We start from the raw sequence: 24,471 nt of genomic DNA, 5'->3' as shown, positions 1-24,471 counted from the left end.
GCGTGTTACACCTTGCCGCCGGTGGAGGAAAGTTGATTGACATTCACTTCGGCCCGCAGCTCTGCGGCGATCTGACCAGCGCGGCCAGCCGGGAGTGGCTGGTTCCCGACGGTCTCGGCGGCTACGCGATGGGCACCGTCGCCGGGCTGCGGACCCGCCGCTACCACGGTCTGCTCGTGGTCCCCGGCGAAACCCCGGCGTCCCGTCAAGTGGGACTGGTCAGTCTGGACCCGGCGGTCACCCTGCCGTCCGGGGCGCGGGTGCGGCTCGGCGCGCACGAGTGGTCCTCCGGCAACGTGGACCCGCGCGGCTTCGAGCTGTTGGAACGCTTCGACCTGGTCGACGGGCTACCCCGGTGGCGGTGGCGGATCGGCTCGGTGGTGATCGAGCGGGAGGTGGCCACGCTGCCCGGCCGCTCCTGCGTGGCGGTGGTGCACCGGCTGATCGCCGGCGGGCCCGTCCGGCTGGAGCTGTCCGCCGCCTGCACCTGGCGCGACGCGCACGGCGAACGGCGGGCCGACGGCCCGACCCCGCAGGTCGAGGCGGTTGCCGACGGTGCGGTGGTCGAGGGCGCGTACCGGCTGGCCGGTCCCGGGTGGACGCCCGAGGGGCAGTGGTGGCTGGGCGTGCACCACCGCGAGGAGGCCAACCGGGGTTTGAACGCGGACGAGGACCTCTGGTACGCGGGGCGTTTCGTCGGCGAGCTGACGCGCCCCGGCGACACCGTGTCGGTGCGGGCCTGGGCCGGCCAGCTCGACCAGGAGCCACCGTCGGCGGAGGAGATCGTGGCGGCGGCCCGGCGGCGCAACCGGCACGTGGTGGCGGCGGCAAAGCCGGCCGACGACGTGGAGGCCACCCTGGTGCTGGCCGCCGACGCGTTCGTGGTGCGCACCAACGACGCCGCGGCGGACGTGGTCGCCGGCTACCCGTGGTTCGGGGCCTGGTCCCGGGACACGATGATCTCGTACGAGGGGTTGTTCCTCTGCACCGGCCAGGCTGACCTGGGAAGGGCGCTGCTGCGGTCGTACGCGGCGACGCTGTCCGAGGGGATGTTGGCCAACACGGCCGACACCGGTCGGGTGGAGTACAACACCGTCGACGGCACGTTGTGGTTCCTGCACGCGGTGAGCCGGCACGTCACGGTCACCGGTGACACCGATCTCGGCGACGAGCTGCTGCCCGCGCTGCGTGCGGTGATCGACGCCCACGTGGCGGGCACCCGGTACGGGATCGCCGTCGACCCGGCCGACGGGTTGCTCGGCCAGGGCGCCGCCGGCACCGCGCTCACCTGGATGGATGCCCGGGTGTACGGGGTGCCGGTCACCCCGCGTACCGGCAAGCCGGTCGAGGTAAACGCGTTGTGGATCAACGGGCTGGCCGGGCTCGCCGAGCTGACCGAGCTGGCCGGGCAGGACGCCGACGAGCTGTGGCGACGGCACGGGCAGGCGACCGCCTCGTTCCGGGAGCGTTTCCCGGCGCCGACCGGCTGGCTGCACGACGTGCTGGACGCGCCCGCGCCGGCGTACCCGCTGGGTGGCGCGGCCCTGCACGACGACGACGCGTTGCGTCCCAACCAGTTGCTGGCCTGGTCTCTGCCGTTCGCGCCGCTGGAGCCGGACGAGGCGACGTTGCGCCGCGTCGCGGACGGGCTGCTCACTCCACTCGGGCCGCGCAGCCTCGCACCGGATTCGCCGGAGTTCGTGGGCCGGCACCGGGGCGGCCCCGCCGAGCGCGACGGGGGCTACCACCAGGGCACGGTGTGGCCGTGGCTGCTCGGCCCGTACGTGGACGCCGCCCGCCGGGGCAAGATGTCGGTCGATGACACGTTCGTTGGGATTGAGTCTCATCTGACCGAATATGGATTAGGCTCGGTAAGCGAGACGGCCGACGGCCTCGCGCCGCACGCCGCGACCGGCTGCCCATTCCAGGCGTGGTCGGTGGCCGAGCTGCTGCGGGTGCGCCGAAAGAGCCAGTAGCGCTTTACACGACCGCAACGGTGGTGTCGCCGCCGGTTATCTCGATCCCGGCAGGATTGGCCCCGATCCAGACGCGACGGCGACATCCACTTCCGGTGTCGGTCGGCGCGCGCCCGGGGACAACTCAAAGGGGGCCGCATGTCACCCGACGCCCACGTGATCGACATTCACGCCGCCCGGCAACTGCGGGTGCTGATGCTGTCCTGGGAATACCCGCCGGTGCTCGTCGGCGGCCTCGGCCGCCACGTGCACGCCCTCTCCGTCGCCCTCGCCGCCGCCGGCCACGAGGTCACCGTCGTCACCCGCCACACCGACGGCGCACCCATGGAGGAGTACGCCGACGGCGTCCGCATCCTGCGCGCCCCCGAAGACCCGGTCGCCTTCCCCCTCGCCACCAGCTCCCTACTGGCCTGGACCATGGCCTTCAACCACACCCTCACCCGCACCGCACTACGCGCCACCCAGGCCGGCGCCTACGACGTCATCCACGCCCACGACTGGCTCGTCGCCCACACCGCCATCTCCCTGGCCGAGCACCTGGACCTGCCCCTGGTCACCACCATGCACGCCACCGAGGCGGGGCGGCACCAGGGCTGGCTGCCCGACGAGATGAACCGCACCATCCACGGCGTCGAGCAGTGGCTCAGCAGCGAGTCCGGCCGGGTGATCGTCTGCTCCGGTTATATGCGTGAGCAGGTGAAGGCCCTGTTCGACACACCGGCCACCCAGGTCGACGTGGTGCCCAACGGAGTCGACGGCCGGGCCTGGCGGGCCCGTCCACGCGCGGTCGCGTCGGCCCGCGCACGGTTCGCCGGGGACGGCCCGTTGATCGGGTACGCCGGCCGGCTGGTCTACGAGAAGGGCGTCCAGCATCTGGTGCACGCGATCCCCCGGCTGCGCGAGCGGCACCCGGGTCTGCGCGTGGTGATCGCCGGCGACGGCCCGTACCGGCCCGAGTTGGAGGCCCAGGCCCGACGCCTGGCGCTCGGCTCGACCGTCCGGTTCACCGGTTTCCTCGACTCCACCCAGCTGCCGGCGATGCTCGGGGCCACCGACGCGACAGTGGTGCCCAGCCTCTATGAGCCGTTCGGCATGGTGGCGCTGGAGGCGGCAGCCGCCGGGGCGCCACTGGCGGTGGCCCGCACCGGAGGCCTCGCCGAGATCGTGGAGTCCGGCGTGACCGGGGTGACGTTCCCGCACAGCGACCCGGACGCGCTCGCCGGCGCGGTCGGTCAACTGCTCGACGACGAGATCTTCGCCCGCCGGGTGGCCCGCCGAGCCCGCACCATGGTCGGCGAACAGTACGGGTGGGCCACGATCGCCGCCCGCACCGCCGCCAGCTACGCCGCGGCCCGCCGGGAGCACGGCCCCCTCCAGGCCCGGCGTGCCTCCGCCCGACTGGCCGGCGCACATGCCCGGATCGCCATCCCGGAGGGCAACCTGCTGGCGCGCGTCGACCACGCCGCCTGCTGAGTCGAGTCGGGCTACCGATAGGTGACTTCCGATCCGCTGGTTAGGGTGTAGCCCGGACAGCGGCTGAGGAGGAGCGTGCGCAGGTGCTGATCGCCGGTCGGTACCGGCTGCTCGACCTGGTGGGGCGCGGGGGCATGGGTCGGGTGTGGCTGGCCCGCGACGAGATGCTGCACCGCGAGGTCGCGGTCAAGGAGATCGTGCCGCCGACGTGGCTGGCCGACCACGAGCGGGCCGAGGTGCGCTCGCGCACCCTGCGGGAGGCGCGCGCCGCGGCCCGGCTCAACCATCCCGCCGTGGTCCGGCTCTACGACGTCATCCCGGTCGACGGCAGCCCGTGGATCGTGATGGAGTACGTCCCCTCCCGCACACTTCAGGATCTGGTGGACGCCGAGGGGCCACTGGAGCCGTCGCACGCCGCCCGGATCGGCCTCGCCGTCCTCGACGCGCTGCACGCCGCGCACACCGCCGGGGTGCTGCACCGCGACATCAAGCCCCAGAACGTGCTGGTGGCGCACGACGGGCGGGTGATGCTCACCGACTTCGGGCTGGCCACCTTCGACGGCGGCGACGGCGTGACGACCCGCCCCGGCATGGTCCTCGGCTCCCCGCAGTACGTCGCCCCGGAGCGCGCCGCCGAGGGTGCGTCCACCGTCGCCGCCGACCTGTGGTCGCTCGGGGCGACCCTGCACGCCGCCGTGGAGGGCCGCTCCCCGTACGCCCGCAGCACCGCGATGGCCACGCTGAGCGCACTGGCCGCCGGACCGCCGGACCCGGCCCCGCACGCCGGGGCGCTCGCGCCGGTACTCGCGGGGTTGCTGCGCCGCGACCCGCGCGACCGCCTCGACCACGACGCGGCCCGCCGGTTGCTGGTCCGCGCCGCGACCGGCCACACCGACCCATCCCCGACGTCAGCGTCGGGGTCCGCGCCCACGTCGGGGTCGGCTTCAGGATCGGGGTCGGGGTCGGCGGCGGCGGGGTCGGGGTCGGCGGGCCGGCTCGACCCGACGACGAGGGAAGCGCCCGCCGGGGCTGACGAACTGGCCGGTCAGGAGCTGACCATTCCGCTGCCCCAGCCCGGCCCGGCCGCCGAACCGGGCACCGCGGTTGCGGTGCCCGACGGATCGAAGAGGCGGCGCACGACGCGGCGGGCCGCGCTGGTCGCCGTGTCCCTCCTGGTGGCCGTGGCCGCCGGTGTCGGCACCGCGCTGACCGTCACCGCCGACCAGCCCACCGACACCGTCGCCCGGCCCTCCAACCCACCGCCGTACGCCCCGCCGGGCGGCGGGGGCCGGGACGACCCGTACGGTCCCGGCCCGGACCGTCGCCGACCACCGCCCGGCGGCCCCGGCGTTCCTCCACCACCGTTCGCCTGTGTCCGCCCGGACATCGGCGGTGCGCCGGTGCCGGCCCGCGCGCCGGCTTCCGGCGAACGGTTCCGGCCCCCGTCCGGCTGGGTCTGGCACGCCGACGCCGCCGGCTTCCGGGTTTCCGTGCCGGCGACCTGGCACTACTCCCGCGACGGCATGGTGGCCTGTTTCCAGGACCCGGCGACCGGCCGGGCGTTCAGCGTCGCCGCGGGTGGCGCCGCCGATCCGCTGGCCGGCTTGCGGGCGGTCCGCGACGCGGCGGTCGAGGCCGGGGCACTACCGGAGTACGACGAGATCCGTCTCACCGCGAGCGACGGTGGCGCGGAGTGGGAGTGCCGCTGGACGGCACCGGACGGGCCACTGCTGCACGCCCGACAACTCGTCGTCGGCACCGCTCCCTGGACATTGGGGTGGATCACCGCCGACGAGGACTGGGTGGCAGCCGACGCCGACTGGGCGCTGGTGCGAAAGAGTTTCCGACCACCCCGCTGACCTGCACCGTACGGCCATGATCCGGGCCACCGTCCGGCGTGGATCGAGGCCGCTCAGCGGATGAGAATGCCGGCACCTGTGGCTATCGTGTAACCCGGGGTGACCAAGGGGGAGCGACCGTGCAGCAGTTGCTGATCGCGGGTCGGTACCGGCTGCTCGACCTGGTCGGCACCGGCGGGATGGGTCGGGTGTGGCTGGCTCGTGACGAGATGCTGCACCGCGACGTCGCCGTGAAGGAGGTCGTGCCGCCGTCCTGGCTGGCCGAGGCCGAGCGCGAGGAGTCGCGGCTGCGGACGTTGCGCGAGGCACGCACGGCGGCCCGGCTCAATCACCCGAACGTCGTCCGGATCTACGACGTGGTGCACGACCGGGAGAGCCCGTGGATCGTGATGGAGTACGTGGCGTCCCGGTCGGTGCAGCAGATCATCACCGACGAGGGGCCCCTGAGTCCGCGGCGTACCGCCCAGATCGGGTTGGCGGTGCTCGCCGCACTGCGGGCCGCGCACGCCGCCGGGGTGCTGCACCGCGACGTGAAGCCGCACAACGTGCTCGTCGCCGACGACGGGCGGGTGGTGCTCACCGACTTCGGGCTGGCCACCTTCGACGGTGGTGAGGGTGCGATGACCGGGCCGGGCACGGTGCTCGGCTCACCGCAGTTCGTCGCGCCGGAGCGGGCCCGCGAGGGGGTGTCGGATCCGCGTACCGACATGTGGTCGTTGGGAGCGACGCTCTACGCGACGGTCGAGGGCCAGTCACCGTACGCCCGGTCCAGCGCGATGGCGACCCTCAGCGCGCTGGCCACCGACCCACCGGACCCGATGCGTCGCGCCGGTCCGTTGCGCCCCGCGCTCAACGGCCTGCTGCAACGTGACCCCTGGCGGCGGTTGACCGCCACCGAGGTGGAGCCGCTGCTGCGCAGTGCCGCGGCGGGCCACGACCCGCCGGCCGGGCCGACGCGGTCCTCGGCGGTGGCCGCGGTACGCGACGCGAGCCGGTCCGTCCTGCCCGACCGGGTCACCCCGGAGGCCCCACCCGGCGATCCGCCGACACCCGCTCGCCCGCCGAAGACCCGGCCCGGCAGGCGGCGTCTGCTCGTCCTGGGCGGGGCGGCCACCGCCGCGCTCGTCGCCGCGGGTGTGACGCTGGCACTTGTCGACCACGACAGCGCGCGGACACCACCGGCGGGCTCGGGAGGCGGCGCGCCGACGGCCCGGCCGGCCGCGTTCGCCTGCGCGGCGCCACCGCCACCATCGTCGGCCACTCCGGTGGCTTCGATGTCGCGCCCCGCGAACGCGCCGTACCAACTGCGCGAGGGCTGGACCTGGCACGACGACCCAACCGGGTTTCGGATTGCCGTGCCGGTGGGCTGGACGCGCTGGACCGACGGGGCGACGACCTGCTTCCGGGAGAACGACGGCGCCCGGGTGCTCAGTGTGGAGGCGGGGCCCCCGCGGCCGGACCCGGTGGCCTACTGGAAGGCCGAGGAGGCGCGGCTCACCACCGGCGACGCGCTGCTGAACGGCTACCTCCGGGTGGACATCTCCGCGATGGACATCTTCGAGGGCGGCGCGGTCTGGGAGTGCGGCTGGAAGAACGCCGCCGGCGAACAGCTGCACAGTTTCCGGTTGCTTGCCAACACCTCGGCCGCACGTTCCTACACCGTCTCGTGGTTGACAAAAGAGTTCGACTGGCAGGTCAACGCGGCATACTTGCCGATGATCCGGCAGAGCTTCACCCCCGCGATGTGACCCAGTCCGATGTGGACCATCCGGGTGATGCCCCTGCGGCGCCGACGCTGACTACAGTGGCGTAGTTTTGGCGCTCAAGATCCCTGGGGAGGGTGAGCCGAGATGATGGGACCGCAACACGCGCTGTCCGGCGCGGCGGCGTGGTTGGCCGGGTCCTGGGCACTGGACCAGTTCGCCGACTATCACCAGTCGCCGCTCGCGTTGGCGGTGGGTACCGCGGTGTGTGCCGGTGGCGCGCTCTTTCCCGACCTCGACATGTCGGGCAAGGTGACGAAGAACCAGGGTGGGGCCACGGTGGCTCGTACCTTCGGCGTCTTCTCGCTCTTCGCCGCCGAGGTGATGGAGAAGATCTCTCTCGGGGTCTACTACGCCACGAAGCTCAGCAGGGACCCCCGCCGCAACAACGGGCACCGGACGCTCACCCACACGCTGCCCTTCACCCTGCTGGTCGGCTGGGGCACCACCGCGCTCTGCGCCGCGTACGGCAAGTGGGCGGTCATCACCATCCTGTTCTTCATGTTCGGCCTGGCGATGCGGGGGCTGTTCGACGAGTGGGCCGAACGCGCCGGGTGGGTGATCATCACCCTCGCCTCGGCCGGGGCCGCCTGGTTCACCTTCGCCAACCTGCCGGGCGGTCGCGGCTATCCGCTGATCGGCACGGCCCTGGGTGTGGGCTGCTTCGTGCACATCCTCGGCGACATGATCACCCGAGCGGGCGTGCCGATCCTCTGGCCAATCCCGATCAAGCGGCGGATGTGGATGATGATCGGCCTACCGAACAGCATCGCCCTGCGGGTCGGCAGCAAGGCCGAGGTGGTCGGGATGCGCATCGCACTGACAGTCGTCTCGGCGCTCGCCACCGTCGGCCTGATCGCGCCCTCGGTGCTGAGCCGGTTCGACATCGAGATCTGACCGACCCACCCCCCACCACCCCCGCGCCCTGCGCGGCCAGCGCGCCCTGCGCGGCCAGCAAGATCCGCTCAACATCAGGGATGTTGCTGCCTCCCGCGCGCCGGAGGCAGCAACATCGGTGAAGTTGCGCGGATCCTGGCGCGGTGCGGTGCCCGCGGTGCGGGGTGCGGGGCTCCTGAGGGGCGCGCCCCGGGACGCAGCGGGGGAACGCAGCGGTGGCGCGCTCGGGGGCGGGCGCGGGGTGTCGCGTGACCGCTGAATTGTTTTCGACATCTGCTATTGACGTCGCCGTAACAGGTGGCCTAGCGTCCTGTCGAACCGCTTCGTCGAAGCGTTTCGACGATCACGCGGGAGCGATTCCACGCCTGGCCGAAGGAGGTACGCGTGGCCACCATGCACGACGTCGCCCGCCTCGCGCAGGTCTCGGTCAGCACCGTCTCGTACGTGCTCACCGGCGCTCGGCCGATCTCCCAGGCCACCCGGGCCAAGGTGCTCGCCGCGATGGCGGAGCTCGACTACCAGCCCAACGCGATGGCCCGTGGCCTGGCCAGCCGGCGCAGCCGCATCCTCGGCCTGCTCATGCCGATGGACGAGCGCGGCCTCGGCGCCACCGAAACCGCCTTCGTCACCGGCGCCGCCTCGGCGGCCAGCGCGGCCGGCTACCACCTGGTGCTCTCACCGGTCGGCGGCGGCGACCTCGACGACCTGCGGCGGCTGGCCACCCAGCGAATGCTCGACGGCGTCGTGTTGATGGAGGTCCAGCTCGCCGACGAACGGGTCACCGTGGTCCAGGAGGCCGGCGTGCCACTTGTGTTGATCGGTCGGACCGGCGACACCAGCGCGCTCTCCTACGTCGACATCGACTTCGACCAGACCGTCCGGGAGGCCGTCGCGCACCTGGTCGGGCTCGGGCACCGGCGGATCGTCTACGTCAACCACTCGGCCGCGACGGTCGCCAGCGGTTACGGGCCCGCGCTGCGTACCCGGGACGCCTTCGTCGCGGCGATGACCGCACACGGCCTCGACCCGCTGATGATCACGGCCGAGGACAGCGCCGCCGGCGGTCGTGCCGCGCTGGCTGACGCGTTCGCGCAGGCCCCGGAGCTGACCGCCGTGCTGGCCATGAACGAGACCGCGATCTTCGGCATTCTCGGCGAGCTGACCGGCCGCGGGTTGTCGGTGCCCGACGACGTCTCCGTCGTCTCGATGGTCACCTCGCCGCAGGTGGCCGAACTGGCGACTCCGGCGCTGACCGCGATGACGTCGCCCGGTTCGGCGCTGGGTCGGATCGCGATCGAGGCGCTGGTGCGCCACCTCGACGGCGCCGGCAGTCGGCTCCACCAACAACTGCTGCCGTGCGCGCTGGAGATCCGGGGCTCGACAGCCGCACCACGAAGCCGCCACCTCATGGGGGCTGATCAGTAGAAACGGCCCGCCGCCGCGCGGCAACGCGACGACGGGCCCGATGCAGTACCGCTAGATACTCAACGAGGAGGATAGTAATGCAGCGATTCCGCCGGATCGTCGCCGCGCTCGCCCTGGCGGCGACCGCGACGACAACCGTGGCCGCCTGCGGCGGTGGTGACAACGGGGACGACAGCGACGCCAAGGTTCTCAAGCTCTGGCACTACGAGAGCGAGAACAGCGCCATGGGGGTCGGCTGGAACCGGGCCATCGAGATCTTCAAGAACGAGCACCCGGGCGTCGAGGTGCGCTTCGAGCGTAAGGCGTTCGAGCAGATCCAGCAGAACGCCGGCATGATCATCAACTCGTCCGAAGGCCCGGACATCATGGAGTACAACAAGGGCAACGCGACCGCCGGTCTGCTCTCCAGCCAGGGCCTGCTCTCGGACCTCAGCGCCGAGGCCGACAAGCGCGGCTGGGCCGGCAAGCTCAGCCCCAGCCTGCAGACCACCGCCCGCTACAGCGACAAGGGTGTGATGGGCTCGGGCAAGTGGTTCGGCGTGCCGAACTACGGCGAGTACGTCACGGTCTACTACAACAAGGACCTGTTCCAGCGCAACGGCGTCAAGGTGCCGACGAGCATGGCCGAGATGACCGCCGCGATGGACACCTTCGTCGGTAAGGGCATCACCCCGCTGGGCATGGCCGGCGCCGAGTACCCGGCCGGGCAGCTCTTCTACCAACTCGCCCTGTCCAAGGGCGACCGGCAGTTCGTCGACAACTACCAGCTCTACAAGAGCCCTGTCGACTTCAAGGCCGACCCGCTCAAGTACGGCGCGGACACCTTCGCCCAGTGGGTGCAGAAGGGCTACGTCGCGAAGAACTCGGCCAGCCTCAAGGCCGAGGACATGGGCACCGCCTTCATCGGCGGCAAGGTCCCGATGATCGTCTCGGGTAGCTGGTGGTACGGCCGGTTCAAGACCGAGATGAAGGCCAACTGGGACACCTTCCTCTTCCCCGGCAACACCCTGCAGGCCGGCTCCTCCGGCAACCTGTGGGTGGTCCCGGAGAACAGCAAGGCCAAGAGCCTGGCGTACGACTTCATCGACATCACCCTGCGTCCGGAGATCCAGGACCTGATCGGCAACAACGGTGGTGTCCCGATCGCCGCCGACGCGTCGAAGATCAGCGACCCGAAGGACCGCAAGCTGATCGAGGACTTCAACACGGTCAGCAAGTCCGACGGGCTCGCCTTCTACCCGGACTGGCCGGTCCCCGGCTACTACGACGTGCTGGTCTCCGGCTTCCAGGGCCTGATCAACGGGTCCAAGTCTCCCGACCAGGTCCTCGACACGATCGCCAAGCCGTACGCCGATGGCGTCAAGGAGATCACCGGCAAGTGACACGGCGAGCGGCGGGCGCGACCGGCACGACCGGCGCGTCCGCCCGCCCCGCCGGGAAGGATCTTCCATGGCAGTCTCCGAGACCGTCGCCGCCACACCGCCGGCCGCGACGCCCACCCCGCCCGCGCCCCGCCGCGGACGCCGCGGCCGCAACGCGGCGTACTGGCTCTACCTGCTCCCCGGAGCGGTGCTCTTCCTCCTGGTCATCGGTGCGCCGCTGATCGGCACCCTCTACCTGTCGCTGACCAAGTGGTCGGGCATCGGCGACCCCCGGTGGGTCGGCCTGGACAACTACCAGCAGTTGCTGCAGGACGACGTGTTCTGGGCGTCGTTCCGCAACACCGTCTGGATGATCGTGGCGATGGTGGTGGTGCCCACACTGCTCGGGCTGCTGCTCGCCGCGGTGCTCTTCGACGTCATCGGTCGACGGTTCAAGCCCCGCACCGCCGCCGCGCTACGGGCCGCGTTCTATCTTCCGCAGGTGCTGCCCGTCGTGGTGGCCGGCATCGTCTGGGGCTGGATCCTGCGCCCCGACGGGGCGTTCAACAGCCTGCTCGACGCGGTCGGTCTCGGCGCGCTGCGCCACGACTGGCTCGGCGATCCGGGCACCGCCCTGCCGGCCGTGATGGCGGTGATGATCTGGGTGCAGATCGGCTACCCGGTGGTCGTCTTCATGGCGGCGCTCCAGCGGGTCGACCCCGAGCTGTACGAGGCCGCCGAGGTCGACGGCGCGAACTGGCTGCACCGGTTCCGGGCGATCACCCTCCCCCAGATCCGGCCGGAGACGTTCGTGGTGGCTCTGACCTGCACCATCGCCGCACTGAAGGTGTTCGGGCCGATCTTCGCCCTGACCCGGGGCGGCCCGGACAACGCCACGAACGTGCCGTCGTACTTCGCTTACTACACGTTCTTCAAGAAGTTGCAGGTGGGCTACGGCTCCGCGATCTCCACGGTGCTGACGCTGATCATCGTACTGGTGGCAGTGGTCTTCATCTGGATGCAGGCGCGCAGCGAGCGCCGGGACCGGGGGATCTGACATGGCTGTCACGCTCACACCAATCCCCACGCCGGTGAAGCAGGCCCGGCCCGTACCCGATCGGCACCACCGCGGCGTCAGCCGCTGGGTGGTGCTCGCCCTGGTCGTCCTCGGCGCGCTGGTCATGCTCGTGCCGTTCGCGTTCATGCTGCTCAACGCGTTCAAGTCACCGGGTGACTACTCGTCGGGTGGCCCATTGAGCTGGCCGACGGAGTTCTACACGAAGGGTCTGCGCACCTACTGGACCGAGGTGAACTTCCCGCTCAAGCTCTGGAACTCGGCGCTCATCGCCGGCTCCGTGGCCGTGCTCGGCGTCGTCGTGTCACTGCTCAACGCGTACGCACTGGGCATCGGCCGGGTCCGCGGCCGGCTCTGGATCGTCGGCCTCTTCCTGCTGGCCAACATGCTGCCGCAGGAGGCGTTGATCTACCCGCTGTACTACGCGGCCAAGGAGGTCGGGCTCTACAACACCCGACTTGCGGTGATCATCATCTTCACGGTGATCCAGAGCGCGTTCGGCACGTACCTGCTCGCCTCGGTGCTGGGCACGTTCCCCCGCTCGCTGCTGGAGGCGGCGGCGCTGGACGGCGCCGGCAAGTGGACGGTGCTGTGGCGGGTGGTCTTCCCCAACCTGCGCCCCACCCTCTCGGTGTTGCTCATCTTCTTCTTCATCTGGACGTGGAACGAGTTCCTCATCCCGCTTGTCATGCTCATCGACAACCAGACGCAGACCATCCCGGTGGCGCTCGCGTCGTTGCAGGGCGACCGGCTGATGGACGCTCCGACCACGAACGCCGGCGCCCTGATCAGCCTGGTGCCGGCCATCCTCTTCTTCCTCATCTTCCAGCGCACCCTGGCGCGCGGCATCACGGCAGGAGCCGAGAAGTGAAGTTCACCGACGGGTACTGGCAACTGCGCCCCGGTGTCAGCGTCCTCCGCCCCGGCGTCGTGGAGTCGGTCGAGCCGGACGAGCGCGGCGTCACCGTCTTCGCGCCGGCCGGCCAGGTCACCGGGCGCGGCGACACCCTGAACCGGCCCCTGGTCACCGTCCGGTTCTTCTCCCCCGCCCCCGGCGTCGTCGGGGTGACCATCGCCCACCACACCGGTGGGCTGCCCCGCGAGCCGCACTTCGGGCTGAGCACCGACGAGACGCACCCGGTCACCGTCGACGTCACCGGGATCAGCGCGACGCTGACCACAGGTGAGCTGACCGCGCGGGTCGCGCTCGTCGACGGGTGGCGGGTCGAGTTCCTGCACGGCGACCGGCTGGTCACCGCGTCCACCGGGCGCAGCATCGGCGTCGTCACCGACGCGGAGGGCCGCCGGCACGTGCACGAGCGGCTCGCCCTGGGCGTCGGCGAGACGGTGTACGGGTTGGGTGAGCGCTTCGGCCCGTTCGTGAAGAACGGGCAGACCGTCGACATCTGGAACGCCGACGGGGGCACCGCCAGCGAGCAGGCGTACAAGAACGTGCCGTTCTATCTCAGCAGCGCCGGCTACGGGGTGTTCGTGGACCACCCGGAGCACGTGTCGTTCGAGGTCGGCTCCGAGGTGGTCGCGCAGACCCAGTTCAGCGTCGAGGGGCAGTCGCTCACCTACTACGTCATCGACGGGCCCACCCCGAAGGACGTGCTGCGCCGCTACACCGCGCTCACCGGCCGCCCGGCCCGGATCCCCGCCTGGTCGTACGGGCTGTGGCTGTCCACCTCGTTCACCACCTCGTACGACGAGAAGACCGTGACCGAGTTCGTCGACGGGATGGCCGAGCGCGGGCTGCCGCTGTCGGTGTTCCACTTCGACTGCTTCTGGATGCGCCAGTTCCACTGGGTCGACTTCGTCTGGGACCCGGCGACCTTCCCGGACCCGGAAGGGATGCTGCACCGGCTGCACGAGCGTGACCTGAAGGTGTGCGTCTGGATCAACCCGTACATCGCGCAGCGGTCGTACCTCTTCGAGGAGGGCCGCGAGGCCGGCTACCTGGTCCGCAACCCGGACGGTTCGGTCTGGCAGTGGGACAAGTGGCAGGCCGGCATGGCGCTTGTCGACTTCACCAACCCGGACGCGGTGCGCTGGTTCACCGGCAAGCTCAAGGCGCTGCTCGACATGGGCGTCGACTGCTTCAAGACCGACTTCGGTGAGCGCATCCCGACCGACGTGGTGTGGCACGACGGGTCGGACCCGCAGCGGATGCACAACTACTACTCCTACCTCTACAACAAGGCGGTCTTCGAGCTGTTGGAGACCGAGCGCGGCAAGGGCGAGGCGGTGTTGTTCGCCCGCTCGGCCACCGCCGGCGGGCAGCAGTTCCCGGTGCACTGGGGTGGCGACTGCGAGTCGACGTTCGTCGCGATGGCCGAGTCGCTGCGCGGCGGTCTGTCCCTGGCCGCGTCCGGCTTCGGCTACTGGAGCCACGACATCGGCGGCTTCGAGGGCACCCCCGATCCGGCGGTGTTCAAGCGCTGGGTCGCCTTCGGGTTGCTCTCCTCGCACTCCCGGCTGCACGGCTCGGGGTCCTACCGGGTGCCGTGGGCGTACGACGAGGAGTCCGTGGACGTGCTGCGGCACTTCACCCGGCTCAAGCTCGGGCTGATGCCGTACCTGGCGGCCGCCGCGCAGGAGGCGCACCGCGACGGTACGCCGGTGATGCGCCCGATGTTCCTGGAGTTCCCGGACGATCCGGCCACGGCGCACCTGGACCGGCAGTACATGCTCGGCCCGGACGTGCTCGTCGCGCCGGTGTTCAGCGCCGACGGCACCGTCACCTACTACGTGCCCGCCGGCGCCTGGACGCACCTGGTCAGCGGCGCCCAGGTCACCGGCCCGGCGTGGGTCACCGAGAAGCACGCGGTCGACAGCCTGCCGGTGTTGGCCCGGCCCGGCGCGGTGATTCCGTTCGGCTCCCGCACCGACCGACCGGACTACGAGTGGGCCGACGATGTGCGGCTCCGGCTGTACGCACCGGCCGAGGGGCAGCGGACCCGGGTACGGGTACCGTCACCCGGGGACGGGCCGGGCGCCGAGTTCGACGTGCGCTACGAGGCGGCGACGGCCAGTGTCGAACTGGTTGCCGGCGCCTCGACGGGCTACAGCTGCGAGATCCAGGGGACGGAACGATGACGCGACACCACTTCCCGGAGAGCTTCGTCTGGGGGTCGGCGACTGCGGCGTACCAGATCGAGGGCGCCGCCACGGAGGACGGGCGCGGACCGTCCATCTGGGACACCTACAGCCACACGCCGGGCCGGACGCTGAACGGCGACACCGGCGACGTGGCCGCCGACCACTACCACAGGTGGGCCGACGACCTCGGGCACATCGCCGACCTGGGGCTCAGCGCGTACCGTTTCTCGGTCTCCTGGCCACGGGTGCAGCCGGGCGGCTCGGGCGGCTTCAACCAGGCCGGCATCGACTTCTACGCCCGGCTGGTGGACGGTCTGCTGGAGCGCGGCATCCGTCCGGTGGCGACGATGTACCACTGGGACCTGCCGCAGGAGTTGGAGGACGCCGGTGGCTGGGCGGCGCGGGAGACCGCGCTGCGCTTCCAGGAGTACGCGGCGGGCATCGTGGGTGCGCTGGGCGACCGGGTGCACACCTGGACGACGCTCAACGAGCCGTGGTGCTCGGCGTACCTGGGCTACGCCTCCGGTGTGCACGCTCCGGGTCGCACCGAGCCGGCGGCGGCGCTGGCCGCGGTGCACCACCTCAACCTCGCGCACGGGCTGGCCGGTCGGGTGGTCCGGGAGCTGGCGCCGGCCGCCGAGCTGTCGGTGACGTTGAACCTGCACGTCATCCGGGCGGCGTCGGACTCGGAGGCGGACTCCGACGCGGCACGGCGGATCGACGCGTTGGCCAACCGCGCGTTCCTCGGCCCGATGCTGGACGGGGAATACCCGGCCGACCTGCTGACCGACACCGCGTCCGTCACCGACTGGTCGTTCGTCCGCGCGGGTGACGAGAAGCTGATCGCGGTGCCGCTGGACGTGCTCGGGGTCAACTACTACTCCAGCACCTTGGTCCGGGCGTGGGACGGGGTGTCGGCCCGCTCCGACGCCGACGGGCACGGCGCCTCGACCTCGACGCCGTGGGTCGCCGCCGACACCGTCGACTTCCTGCCGCAGCCCGGCCCGTACACGGCGATGGGGTGGAACATCGACCCGCCGGCCCTGACCGAGCTGCTGCTGCGCCTGCACCGCGAATACCCCAGCCAGCCGATGATGATCACCGAGAACGGCGCGGCGTTCGACGATGTGGTGTCGGCCGACGGGCGGATCCACGACGACCGGCGGATCGACTACCTGCGTCGGCACATCGGCGCGATGGCCGACGCCCGCGCGCAGGGCGCGGACGTGCGCGGTTACTTCGTCTGGTCGCTGCTTGACAACTTCGAGTGGGGCTACGGCTACGACCGTCGGTTCGGGATCATCCGGGTCGACTACGACACCCAGGTCCGCACCTGGAAGGACAGCGCCCACTGGTACCAGCGGCTCGCCGCCACCGGCGAGCTGAACCAGGGACAGGACTGACTCGGCCTCACGGCGACGGTGGGCCCAGGACCGTGTCCTGGGCCCACCGTCGCCAGTGTCAGTTCTCGTTACGTCGCAGTCTCAGTCGGGCCAGCAGTAGCAGGCCCACGCCGAGGCCGACTCCGGCGGTCCCTATCCCGAGCATCGGCCCGGACGAGGTGCCGGTGACCGGCAACGGGTGCTTGGTCGGGTAGCCCGTCGGGCTCACCGGCGGCTGGGTCGTCGGTGCGGAGGTCGGCCCGGTAGGCGTCGGCGTCGGCCCGGTAGGTGTCGGCGTCGGCCCCGTCGGTGTGGGCGTCGGTGTCGTCGGTGTAGGCGTCGTCGTCGGTGTCGGCGTCGGCCCCGTCGGTGTGGGCGTCGGTGTCGACGCTGTCGGTGTCGGCGTCGGTTGGGAGCAGTTCAGCAGCGTCGAGAACGGGAAGTCGTGGATCTCCCCGCCGTCGTGCGTCAGGGTCCGGCTGATGATGCTTCCCTCGATGTTGCCGTTCGTCGCGGCGTTCAGGGCGGCGTTGGGCGCGTAGATCGTGCCCTCCAGCGTCGCGCTGTCCTCGGTGAGCGTGATCGAGGTGGCGGTCGGGAGGTTGAACAGGATGTATCTGGCCTGGTCTCCGCCGATCCCGGCGAAGTTCGGCGCCCGCCAGACGAACGCGTCGCCGACGCCGCTGGTGTCCACGTTGACAAGCAGTGGCGTGTCGGGGGTGGGCTGGTCGGCAAAGGTGAGCACCGAGATGTTGGCAAGGTCGCTGGCCGACAGATTGAGCACGTTAGTGACACCCGGGGCGAGGGTGACCACGGCGTTGCTGCCCGGGGGAACGGGCCGGGGCAACGGCGCACCCTCCGGGGTGGTCAGCACGACGTTCTGCTGACAGGTGGCCAGACTGGTGGCGGTCGCGCGGAAACCCTCGAACGCGCCGCCAAAATCCAGCGGCGAGGAGGGCCCGACACTCGCCACGGGTTGCCTGGTCACGAGCTCGACCCGGGGTGATGCCTCGTAGTCGTTCGCCGGCAGGACCCGGGTGTTGACCGCCGCGCTGTTGTTGTCGGTGTCGCGGACGAACGTGCCGGTCAGGTCGCCGATCTTCACGTAGCCGTTCTGCAACACCTGCAGTCGCGACCCGGGGACGCTGGCGGCGAAGTCGACCTGGCCGCCCACCAGGAGGGCCGTCGGGTTACTGTCCGGCGGCACCACAAACGAGCCGGCGCTGCTCCCGGCGACCGAATAGTTGCCGAAGCTGAGGTTGCCCCCGACCGCGATGGTCCCCTCGTTCTCGGCACCGATCAGCCGCGCGTCTCCGGCGGTCATGACCAGGAAGCCCTGCGTACCGGCCACCGGATCGACGGCTAGCCGGGGCTGGGCCTCGGAGGTGGTCGCCAGCATCGCCAGCAGGACGGCGGTCGCCCCTCCCACCAGGGGCAAGAGGAGGCGTCGAACGCCCACGCTGGTGCGCGCTCTCGTTTTCACTGTCTCACCAAGTATCACGAACCGGTAACGAGCCGCTTCGCAGCAGGGGGCTACATGAGGCGCAGAATCACCCTAAAAGGTTATTTAGTGCCGAAATCACCACCGCGACGAGCGCGGTCAATCGCGGCGGCGAAGGGGAGGCCTTCGCTCTCGAGCTGCTCCTGGGCACCGAGCCACCGGACGCCATCGCCGCGATGAGTGACGAACTCGCCCTCGGTGCCCTGCGCGCCGCCGCACGAGCTGGCCTGCGCGTACCCGACGACCTGACCCTGACCGGCTGGGACGACGCGGACGCGGCGGCGGACGCCGGGCTGACCACCCTGGCCCAGTCCCTGCGCGACCAGGGCACCGACTGCGCACGCGTGGCGCTCGGGCTCCCCACCGCTGACTCGACGCGGCACCGATGGCACGTCGTGGCACGGGCCACCACGCGCCAGCCGCGCTGACACCGCCGGTCGGCGGTCTACACCTCGACGCGCTGCGGCGGGACGGTGAGCCCGTAGAACTCCATCAACGCCGGGGTGTCGACCCGACTGCCGTCGGCCACCGAGTCGCACGCGATGTCGACGATCTGGTCCTTGTGCGCCAGCAGGTACGGTCGGGCGCCCACGTCGGCGCTGGCCAGCGTGGCGATGCCGGACCAGTGCCGCCGGCCGAAGAGCATCGGGTAGCCACGCAGCCCGTCGTAGGTGGCGCAGACCAACACATCGGGGTACGGCAACGCGGCCACCCGCCGGACGGCGACGGCGGTCAGCCCGGGCATGTCGACCGGAACCACCACCACCGCCTCGATCCCCTTGTCGTCCATGGCGGCCAGGCCGGCCCGGATGGACGAGCCGACCCCGGTGCCCCACGCCTTGTTGATGACGACGGTGACCCCGCCCAGGTCGGCGGTTTCCCGGACCTGCTCAGCGGCGGCGCCCAGCACGACCACGATCTGCTCGCAGCCCGCCTCGGTCATCGTGTCGATCATCTGGTTGACCAGTGGCTTCTCACCCTGGTGCAGCAGCGCCTCGGGACCACCGATCCGTCGGCCCCCGCCCGCGGCGATGATCATTCCTGCGATCCCGTTCAGCTGCGCCCCCTCAAGCGTGGGAGCGACCGCGACCGATCCGCCCCCTCCTACGGACACTGCAACGAGGACGGCCGGCCGAGAGTAGCGGGGCGAAAAGGAGAAATAGCACAACCGTTACACGCCTGGCACCTCCCGCCGCAGCCGGAGGATGCCGAGCGCCGGCCGACGTCGTGTCGTCGACCAGCGGGAGCCCGCCCGCCGTCGAGCCGCGATCAGCGCGCCTCCGGAGACAGCGCGACCGCCGAGCCGCCCCACTGCCGGGGCACCCGTCGGGCCACCCAACGACCCGCGGTCAGGCCGCGTCGGCGTAGCAGTCCACGATGGACAGATCAAGCGGGAACCGGACCGGCGTCGCACCGAAGAGCAACGCGGAGGCCTGCTCGCCGCACCTGGTCACGGCCTCGGCGACCGCCTCCGCCTGCGCGGCGGGCGCGTGCACGACCACCTCGTCGTGCTGGAAGAAGACCAACTCCGCGTCGGTGCCGGCCAACTCCGTGCGCAGCGTGGCCAGCAACGTGGAGGCCCACTCGGCAGCGGTCGCCTGGATGACGAAGTTGCGCGTGAAGCGGCCCCGGGAACGCGCGGCACGAGCCCGGGGACCGTGGGGGTCGGCCGCCCCGTCCGGATCGGAAGGCGCGTCGTCGGGATCGCCGAACCCCACCGAGCCGGGCGGGCACGTCCGCCCCAGCCACGACCGCACCAACCCACCCGCCTCACCTGTGCGCGCCGCCGCCTCGACGTAACCGAACGCCGTCGGGTAGCTGCGCTTGAGCACCGCCAACGCGGGCAGCGCCGCGCCACCGGTCTGGCCGTACATCGCGCCGAGCAGCGCCACCTTGGCCTTGGCCCGGTCACCGCCGAACGAGTCACGCGCCAGCGCGGCATAGAGGTCGCCGGCCCCGCCCGCCGCCGCCAGCCGGGCGTCGCCGGATACCGCCGCCAGCACCCGCGGCTCCAACTGACCGGCGTCGGCGACCACCAGCCGCCAGCCCGGATCGGCCACCACCGCCTGGCGGATCACCTTCGGGATCTGCAACGCGCCACCGCCCCGGGTCGCCCAGCGGCCGGAGACGACCCCACTCGGCACGTACTCCGGCTGGAACCGCCCGTCGCGCACCCACTGCTCGAGCCAGGACCAGCCGTGCGCCGTCCAGATCCGGTAGAGCTCCTTGTATTCCAGCAGCAACGGCACCGCCGGATGGTCGACCCCGCGCAGCACCCAGGCCCGGGTGTTGGGCAGCTCCACCCCGGCCCGAGCGAACGCCTTCAACAGCTCCGCCGGGGAGTCGGCGTGCAGTCGGCGTACGCCGAACGCGTCGGCGATCCGGGCGGCCAGCTCGGCGAGCCGGCGTGGCGGGCCACCGACCGGGGACGCATCGCCGAGCAGCTCGTGCAGGATCTTGTCGTGCACGTCGGCACGCCACGGCAGCCCGGCGGCACCCATCTCCACCGCGATCAGCGCGCCAGCCGACTCGGCGGCCACCAGCAGCCGGAACCGGCCCGGGTGCTCGGTCGCGGCGATGCGGGCGAGCTGATCGGCGTACACCCGGATCAGTGCGTCGATGCCCGGCCCCGACGGGCCGGGCAGTGTGTCGAAGAGCGCGCCCTGGCCGTGCCCGGGGGGCGCGACGGCGCGCGGCGGTGGGTCGGGTGGCACCGACGCGCCGGTGAGCCGGGCCCAGGCCGCGGCCAGCGAGCGCGGCTCACCCCAGCGGCCGGCCTGCCCGAGCAGCAACGCCTCGGTCAACTCCACGTCGTGACACCTGTCGACCCGGACCCCGGCGCGCAGCAGCGGCGGGTAGACGGAGGTGGCGGTGGACCAGACCCACCGCGGATGCTCGGCGGCCTCGCGGGCGGCGACCGCGGCGGCCAGGTCGACGACGACCTCGGCCGGGCCCGCCGGTCGACCGTCGACGCCGAGGGAGCACAGCACTCCGCCACCTCGCTCGTCGGACACCACCGCCACCAGCACGAACGTGATTCTGCCTCCCCCTTGCGACAGAAACGGAGGCACACCTCACCGGCGTCGGGTCGGCCGGGTGTCGGAGACGCTCGGTAGCGTGGTCAGGTGCCCCCGCAGATCCCGCATTCCGACCCTGGCACCCCCAACACCCTGGGTCCGATGCGATACCTGTGGTGGCTGGTCCGCTGCCAACCCTGGCGGGTGCTGCGCGGCAGCCTGATCGGCACGGCCTGGATGATCGGGCTCTCCGCCCGGCCCTACCTGATCTACCGGGCCGTCGACGACGGGCTGCGCACGGGCGACACGCGGGCCCTGGCGTTCTGGGTCGCGGCGATCGTCGTCGCCGGGGTGGCCCTGTCCTACCTCGGCATCATGCGGCACCGCACGATGACCTTCATCCGGGAGGACGCCAAGGCGCGCTCGGCGGAGGTGCTGCTGCGCCACCTGTCCCGGATCGGCGCGGTGCTGCCGCGCCGGGTCGGCGCGGGCGAGGTGTCCACCATCGGCGGCTCCGACATCGACTGGTCCGCGCAGGTGCTGACGATTACCGGTCCGGGCTTCGGCGCGGTCGTCGCCTACGGGATCATCGCCGTGGTGCTCTGGTCGATCTCCCCGCTGCTGGCGCTCTGCGTGCTGCTCGGAGTGCCGGCGGTCGGCCTGGTCGTCGGCCCCCTGCTGCGCCGCCTGGAGCGGGCCGAGTCGGTCTACCGCCGGCAGCAGGGCGCGCTCACCGCCCGCTCCGGGGACATCGTGGCGGGGCTGCGGGTGCTCGCCGGGGTGGGTGGGCGGGACCTGTTCGCCCGGCGGTACGTGGACAGATCCCAGGACCTGCGCGCCGAGGGTTACCGGGTCGGCGCGCTGAACAGCTGGATCGACGCGGCGAGCGTCGCCATCCCCGGGTTGTTCCTGGCCGCGGTGGTGTGGCTGACGGCTCGGATGGCGGTGACCGGTGCCGTCACGATCGGCGAGCTGGTCGCCGTCTACGGCTACGTCGCGACCCTGATCGTGCCGGTCTGGTTCCTGCTGGAGGGCAGCCACCAGCTGATCCGGGGGCGGGTCGCCGCCCGACGGATCGTCGACCTGCTGACGGTGACCCCGGACGAGGTCGGCGGCCCGGGTCGTCGGTGGTCGGGCTCGGTGCCCGACGCACGCCGACCGGACGCCAGGCCGGCGCCGGCCGACCCCGCCGACCTGCACGACCCGGAGACCGGTCTGACCGTGCCCGCCGGCCGGCTGACCGGGGTGGCCGCCGACGACCCGGCGGCGGCCGTGGCGCTGGCCGACCGACTCGGCAGGTACGCCGTCAGCGACACCACCTGGGGTGGCGTGCCGTTGACGGCTGTCGCCCTGGACGAGGTCCGCTCCCGGATCCTGGTCGCCGATTACGACTCGTACCTCTTCGCCGGTGCGCTGCGGGACGTGCTGGGCCCCGGGGCCGACGACACCCGGATCCGCGTGGCCCTGCGGACCGCCTCGGCGGACGACATCGTCGACGCCCTGCCCGCCGGGCTGGACACCCCGCTGGACGCCCGGGCCCGGACCCTCTCCGGCGGTCAGCGCCAACGGGTCCGCCTGGCCCGGGCGCTCCTCGCCGAGCCGGAGGTGCTGATCCTCGTCGACCCGACCTCGGCGGTGGACGCGCACACCGAGGCGCGGATCGCCGAACGGCTGCGCGCCGCGCGGGCCGGGCGGACGACTGTGGTGATCGCCACCTCGCCGCTGCTGCTCGGCCGGGCCGACCTGGTCGCGTACCTGAGCGCCGGCCGGATCGCCGCCACCGGCAGTCACGCCGACCTGCTCGACTCCGACGCCGACTACCGGCGTCTGGTGTCCCGGGGCAGCGCGGATCTCGACCAGCCCACCGACACCGAGGAGGTCTACCGGTGAGCCGGCTGCCGGTGGCCGACCGGAGCACCGTCCGTCGTGCCCTGCGCGAGATGATCAGCCGGCATCGCCGCGCGGTAGGTGTCGTGCTGGCGCTGCACGCCGCTGCCGCGGTCGCCGGGCTCGCCCCGCCGTGGCTGCTGGGCACCATCGTCGACCGGGTCACCGTGGGCGCCACGGTGGCCACAGTGGACCGGTTGGCGCTGGCCATCGCCGGCTGCGTCCTGGTCAGCGCGTTGCTCTCCCGCTACGCCCAGTACGCCGGCCACCGCTTCGGTGAACGGGCCATCGCCGAGCTGCGGGAGGAGTTCGTCTCCCGGACTCTCGGCCTGCCCGTCTCGGTCGTCGAGCGCGCCGGCTCCGGCGACCTGGCCACGCGCAGCTCGGTCGACGTGTCGACGGTCGGGACGACCGTGCGGGACGTCGTGCCCACGATCGTCATCTCCTCGGTGCAGTTGACCTTGCTGTTCGGGGCGATCTTCCTGCTGCATCCGCTGCTCGGCCTGGCGGCGCTGGCCGGGCTCCCGTCGATCGTGGCGGCCGCCCGCTGGTACCTGCGCCGGGCCAGTCCCGCCTACCTGACCGAAGGCGCGGCGGCGGCCGAGTTGACCGAGACGCTGACCACCACCGCGGCGGGCGCGCGTACGGTGGAGGCGCTGCGGCTGACCGACGACCGGATCCGGCACTGCACCGACCGGATCACCCGGTTGTGGCAGGCCCGGCGGGCGACCCTGAGGCTGCGTACGGTGTTCTTCTCCGTCGTCGAGGCCAGCTACCCGCTGCCGATCGCCCTGGTCCTGCTCGTCGGCGGCCACCTGCTCTCCCGGGACCAGGTCACCCTCGGCGCGGTGGTCGCCGCCGCGCTCTACCTGCAACGGGCGATCGACCCGATGGACCGGATGTTGCAGTGGACCGAGCAGGCGCAGCGTGGTTTCGCGTCGTACGCCCGGGTGCTCGGCGTGGGCATGGTCCCGCCGGAGCCACCCGGTCGGGCGGCCACGTCACGTGGCGAACAGGTCGTCGTCCGCGGGGCGCGGTTCTCCTACTCCGGTGGGCCGGACGTGCTGCACGGCATCGACCTGGAGGTGCAGCCGGGTGAGCGGCTGGCCGTCGTCGGTCCGTCGGGCGCCGGCAAGTCCACCCTGGCCCGGCTGCTGGCCGGGATCGACGCGCCCCGCCACGGCGTGGTCAGCATCGGCGGTTGCCCGGTCACCGACCTCGACCCCGCCGAACGTCGACGGCGCATCGCCCTGGTCACGCAGGAGCACCACGTGTTCATCGGCTCGGTACGCGACAACCTCGCCTTCGCCGCGCCGGACGCGTCGGACGAGCAGATGCGCGCCGCGCTCGGCACAGTGGGCGCCCGCTGGTGTGCCGCGCTGCCCGACGGCCTGGACACCCAGCTCGGCGACGGGGCCCGGCAGCTCGGCGCCGCCGAGGCGCAGCAGCTCGCGCTGGCCCGGTTGGTGCTCGCCGACCCGCACACGCTGATCCTCGACGAGGCGACCGCCGCGCTCGACCCGAGCACCGCCCGCCGTACCGAACGGGCGCTGGCCGCCGTGCTGGTCGGGCGAACCGTCATCGCGATCGCGCACCGGCTCAACACCGCGCACGATGCCGACCGGGTCGCCGTGCTGGCCGAGGGCCGGATCACCGAGATCGGCAGCCACGACGACCTCGTGGCTGCCGACGGGGCGTACTCGGCGCTCTGGCGCTCCTGGCACAGTCGGGCCGACGAGCGCCCGAGGTGACC

The 24,471-nt window shown here is 72.0% G+C and carries 17 protein-coding genes; 14 read left to right on the top strand and 3 right to left on the bottom strand.

Annotated features, from left to right (window positions below; translation table 11 throughout):
• The first annotated feature begins 32 nt into the window (after positions 1-32).
• The 11 genes from ACLQ29_RS28740 to ACLQ29_RS28690 all read left to right on the top strand — a co-directional run bounded on the left by ACLQ29_RS28740 (position 33) and on the right by ACLQ29_RS28690 (position 16,334).
• Complete coding sequence (locus ACLQ29_RS28740) at positions 33-1,976, top strand: amylo-alpha-1,6-glucosidase (protein WP_425774551.1); 1,944 nt, start codon at positions 33-35, stop codon at positions 1,974-1,976.
• A 138-nt stretch (positions 1,977-2,114) separates the two neighbouring features.
• Positions 2,115-3,449, top strand: a complete 1,335-nt coding sequence (locus ACLQ29_RS28735) for a glycosyltransferase family 4 protein (protein ID WP_425774550.1) — start codon at positions 2,115-2,117, stop codon at positions 3,447-3,449.
• Between the two features lie 83 nt (positions 3,450-3,532).
• On the top strand, positions 3,533-5,308 hold the full coding sequence (locus tag ACLQ29_RS28730) for a protein kinase domain-containing protein (RefSeq protein ID WP_425774549.1): 1,776 nt from the start codon (positions 3,533-3,535) through the stop codon (positions 5,306-5,308).
• Between the two features lie 119 nt (positions 5,309-5,427).
• Entirely contained in the window at positions 5,428-7,056 is a 1,629-nt protein-coding gene (locus ACLQ29_RS28725; protein WP_425774548.1) for a protein kinase domain-containing protein, read from the top strand.
• 102 nt (positions 7,057-7,158) lie between these two features.
• Entirely contained in the window at positions 7,159-7,968 is an 810-nt protein-coding gene (locus ACLQ29_RS28720; protein ID WP_425774547.1) for a metal-dependent hydrolase, read from the top strand.
• A gap of 393 nt (positions 7,969-8,361) precedes the next feature.
• Positions 8,362-9,393, top strand: coding sequence for a LacI family DNA-binding transcriptional regulator (locus ACLQ29_RS28715; protein WP_393364460.1), 1,032 nt, complete (start codon positions 8,362-8,364; stop codon positions 9,391-9,393).
• Positions 9,394-9,470: 77 nt separating this feature from the next.
• A complete protein-coding gene (locus ACLQ29_RS28710) occupies positions 9,471-10,775 on the top strand; it encodes an ABC transporter substrate-binding protein (RefSeq protein WP_425774546.1) in 1,305 nt (434 codons plus the stop codon).
• A 67-nt stretch (positions 10,776-10,842) separates the two neighbouring features.
• Complete coding sequence (locus tag ACLQ29_RS28705) at positions 10,843-11,811, top strand: carbohydrate ABC transporter permease (protein ID WP_425774545.1); 969 nt, start codon at positions 10,843-10,845, stop codon at positions 11,809-11,811.
• 1 nt (position 11,812) lies between these two features.
• Positions 11,813-12,700, top strand: coding sequence for a carbohydrate ABC transporter permease (locus ACLQ29_RS28700; RefSeq protein ID WP_425774544.1), 888 nt, complete (start codon positions 11,813-11,815; stop codon positions 12,698-12,700).
• On the top strand, positions 12,697-14,928 hold the full coding sequence (gene yicI / locus ACLQ29_RS28695) for an alpha-xylosidase (protein WP_425774543.1): 2,232 nt from the start codon (positions 12,697-12,699) through the stop codon (positions 14,926-14,928). Before ACLQ29_RS28700 ends, yicI begins: the two co-directional genes overlap by 4 nt.
• Positions 14,925-16,334: a GH1 family beta-glucosidase gene (locus ACLQ29_RS28690; protein WP_425774542.1), complete on the top strand. Its 1,410-nt coding sequence runs from the start codon at positions 14,925-14,927 to the stop codon at positions 16,332-16,334. Before yicI ends, ACLQ29_RS28690 begins: the two co-directional genes overlap by 4 nt.
• Before the next feature lie 58 nt (positions 16,335-16,392).
• On the opposite strand, the gene ACLQ29_RS28685 is transcribed toward ACLQ29_RS28690, so the two are convergent.
• Complete coding sequence (locus ACLQ29_RS28685; RefSeq protein ID WP_425774606.1) at positions 16,393-17,712, bottom strand: collagen-binding domain-containing protein; 1,320 nt, start codon at positions 17,710-17,712, stop codon at positions 16,393-16,395.
• Between the two features lie 83 nt (positions 17,713-17,795).
• On the opposite strand from ACLQ29_RS28685, the gene ACLQ29_RS28680 reads away from it, so the two are divergent.
• Positions 17,796-18,242 (top strand): substrate-binding domain-containing protein, encoded by a 447-nt coding sequence (locus ACLQ29_RS28680; protein ID WP_425774605.1) that lies wholly within the window; start codon positions 17,796-17,798, stop codon positions 18,240-18,242.
• A 17-nt stretch (positions 18,243-18,259) separates the two neighbouring features.
• On the opposite strand, the gene ACLQ29_RS28675 is transcribed toward ACLQ29_RS28680, so the two are convergent.
• Positions 18,260-18,853 (bottom strand): nucleotidyltransferase family protein, encoded by a 594-nt coding sequence (locus ACLQ29_RS28675; RefSeq protein ID WP_425774541.1) that lies wholly within the window; start codon positions 18,851-18,853, stop codon positions 18,260-18,262.
• 310 nt (positions 18,854-19,163) lie between these two features.
• A complete protein-coding gene (locus ACLQ29_RS28670) occupies positions 19,164-20,873 on the bottom strand; it encodes a bifunctional 3'-5' exonuclease/DNA polymerase (RefSeq protein ID WP_425774604.1) in 1,710 nt (569 codons plus the stop codon).
• Positions 20,874-20,993: 120 nt separating this feature from the next.
• Between ACLQ29_RS28670 and ACLQ29_RS28665 the strand changes: the two genes are divergently transcribed.
• Entirely contained in the window at positions 20,994-22,721 is a 1,728-nt protein-coding gene (locus ACLQ29_RS28665) for an ABC transporter ATP-binding protein (RefSeq protein ID WP_425774540.1), read from the top strand.
• A 50-nt stretch (positions 22,722-22,771) separates the two neighbouring features.
• Positions 22,772-24,469 carry an ABC transporter ATP-binding protein gene (locus tag ACLQ29_RS28660; protein WP_425774603.1) on the top strand — a complete coding sequence of 566 codons (1,698 nt, stop codon included), beginning with the start codon at positions 22,772-22,774 and terminating at the stop codon, positions 24,467-24,469.
• Positions 24,470-24,471 lie beyond the last annotated feature (2 nt).

Source organism: Micromonospora sp. DT228, from assembly GCF_049841595.1.
Taxonomy (GTDB): domain Bacteria; phylum Actinomycetota; class Actinomycetes; order Mycobacteriales; family Micromonosporaceae; genus Micromonospora.
This window is presented reverse-complemented; position numbering and strand designations above follow the sequence as displayed.